The sequence below is a fragment of the Nitrosomonas mobilis genome, from assembly GCF_900103035.1.
In the GTDB taxonomy this organism is placed as follows: Bacteria; Pseudomonadota; Gammaproteobacteria; order Burkholderiales; family Nitrosomonadaceae; genus Nitrosomonas; species Nitrosomonas mobilis.
Map to the genome: position 1 here is coordinate 1 of NZ_FMWO01000067.1, position 2,093 is coordinate 2,093.

General features: G+C 48.8%; 2 pseudogenes. One reads left to right on the forward strand and one right to left on the reverse strand.

Annotated features, from left to right (window positions below):
- A pseudogene (locus NSMM_RS11420) lies at positions 1–958 on the forward strand (IS1595 family transposase); the annotation flags it as partial.
- 192 nt (positions 959–1,150) lie between these two features.
- Here NSMM_RS11420 and NSMM_RS11425 read toward each other — a convergent pair.
- Positions 1,151–2,031: pseudogene (locus tag NSMM_RS11425) on the reverse strand (IS3 family transposase).
- Positions 2,032–2,093: the final 62 nt, after the last annotated feature.

A 2,093-nucleotide genomic window follows, 5' to 3' on the forward strand; every position in this document is an offset into this window, starting at 1 on the left:
CTGATTTTCGGGAGTGGTTGGAAAAGATATCGCAACTTAATCGTCGTCAAAAAGAACAGGCCAAACATTATCTGAGCGAGGCGAAGCCACAAGCTGTGGTTGTGAAATATCTTGAGGATTCTTTTGAGCCGAGTTGTCCGGTCTGCCAGGCGGATCGCCCTCATCGTTGGGGGCACCAGGCGGGGTTGCAACGTTTTCGCTGTTGCTTATGCAAGCACACATTCACGGCTATTTCGGGAACTCCTTTGGCCCGTCTGCGGCATAAGCAATGGTTGAATTACAGTGCAGCGTTGATTGAAGGTTTGACCGTGCGAGCTAGCGGCAGGCAATGCGGAATAGACAAAAACACCAGTTTTCGCTGGCGCCATCGGTTCCTGACTTTGCCGGCGGCTACTAAAGCCAACCACTTGCAAGGAATCATTGAGGCGGATGAGACCTTTTTTCACTCTTCCTGCAAAGGTCAACGTCACCTGAATCGTCCACCGCGTAAACGCGGCAAGCAAATCCATGTACGTGGAACAGGCAAAGATCAGGTGCCGGTGTTGGTAGTACGCGACCGCTCTGGTGCAACAGCAGATTTCATGTTGAATGCGCTTGATAAAAAGACAATTGAGCCGCCTTTGCGGGCTATCTTGGCAAAAGATGCCATTTTCTGTAGTGATGGCGCTGCCGTCTACCGGTCTGTGGCTCACAGCCTCGGAATTACCCATCGCCCCGTCAATCTCCTGCTGGAATTCCAGTCATTGCTGGTGTTTACTATATCCAGAATGTTAATGCCTACGACAGCAGACTTAAACAGTGGATGAAAAGATTTCATGGGGTCGCAACCAAATACCTGGAAAATTACCTGGGCTGGCGTAGATGGCTGGAACGTTGGGGCGGGCACAACTCGCCAATCATTGGACTCCAGGCCGCTCTCGGACGAGAAAATCAGTTTCAACGTTTAATGCAGACATAGCCAAACATAATACCTTCTACCGTCATGCGCAGATTGCGCTTGTTATAATCGCTTCCTGAAGCAGGGTCTTCTCCAACTTCGATAGAATTCATCACTGAGCATCAGGCAGAGTATCACAAGCTCGTTTTATTGGTGGCATAGGAACCTCAAGACTACATCTTTGACGTGGTCAAGTAAAACTGGACACCTCAGTTAAGCTGCTTTTATCGATTTTGCTGCTTCTGCTTCGTATTGGTTTGGGCTTTTGTAATCCAGGTATGAATGCAGTCTTTGGTTGTTATAAAACATGGCGATATACTGCAAAATGTTCTGCTGTGCTGCATGGTGGGTTTGGTAATGCCGCCATTGGCAGCGTTCCTGAGTCCAAATGCAGGTAATGTCGCAAACATAAACTTGATCCGGTCTGGCAACCGTAAATTGCCGATTCAATTGGTTCTCAAACACTGGCAACGGGTGATTGCTGTCCGTCGTCACCTTGTACTTCTTCCGGTGTTTCACTTGTATCCCGACTTCTTGCATTAGTCTTCTCGCCTTCCAGCGACTAACCCGATAGCCCAAGGTATTTAGCGCTCGTTTTATCCTGCGACTGCCATAGGTGTAATCGCATGATTTTACAATATTTTGCACAGCATCAAGCAGTTGCCTGTGGTGTAGATCATCCGGACCATTGCGGCGGCGTTGTTCATAGTCATCGTAAGCACTGCGACTCACACCCAATAGCCGGCACAGCAGACCGACCGGGCAGGTCTTTTTCTTTTGGGTGATAAACGAATACTTCACTTCGTTTCTTTCACGAAAAAGACCGCCGCCTCCTTTCGTATTTGCCGCCCCAGCTTTAATTGCTTGTTTTCTATCCTGAGTCGTCGGATTTCTTCCTGCTCCGGTGTCAGCTTCCCATTACCACGGAATGCCTGACCACTAGTATCCGCCTGATTCTCCCTGACCCATCGCCCAAGCATGTTAGCTCTGATTCCCAAGCTTCTGGCCGCCTCCGCTATCGTTAATCCCTCATCCAGTACCAAGCTGATTGCATCCAGTTTGAATTCCTTTGTATAGTGTTTCCTCGGTTCCATTTTTTCCTCCAATTAAGATATCTTCTCTTAACTGGAGTGTCCGGGTCTATTGGACCGGAACC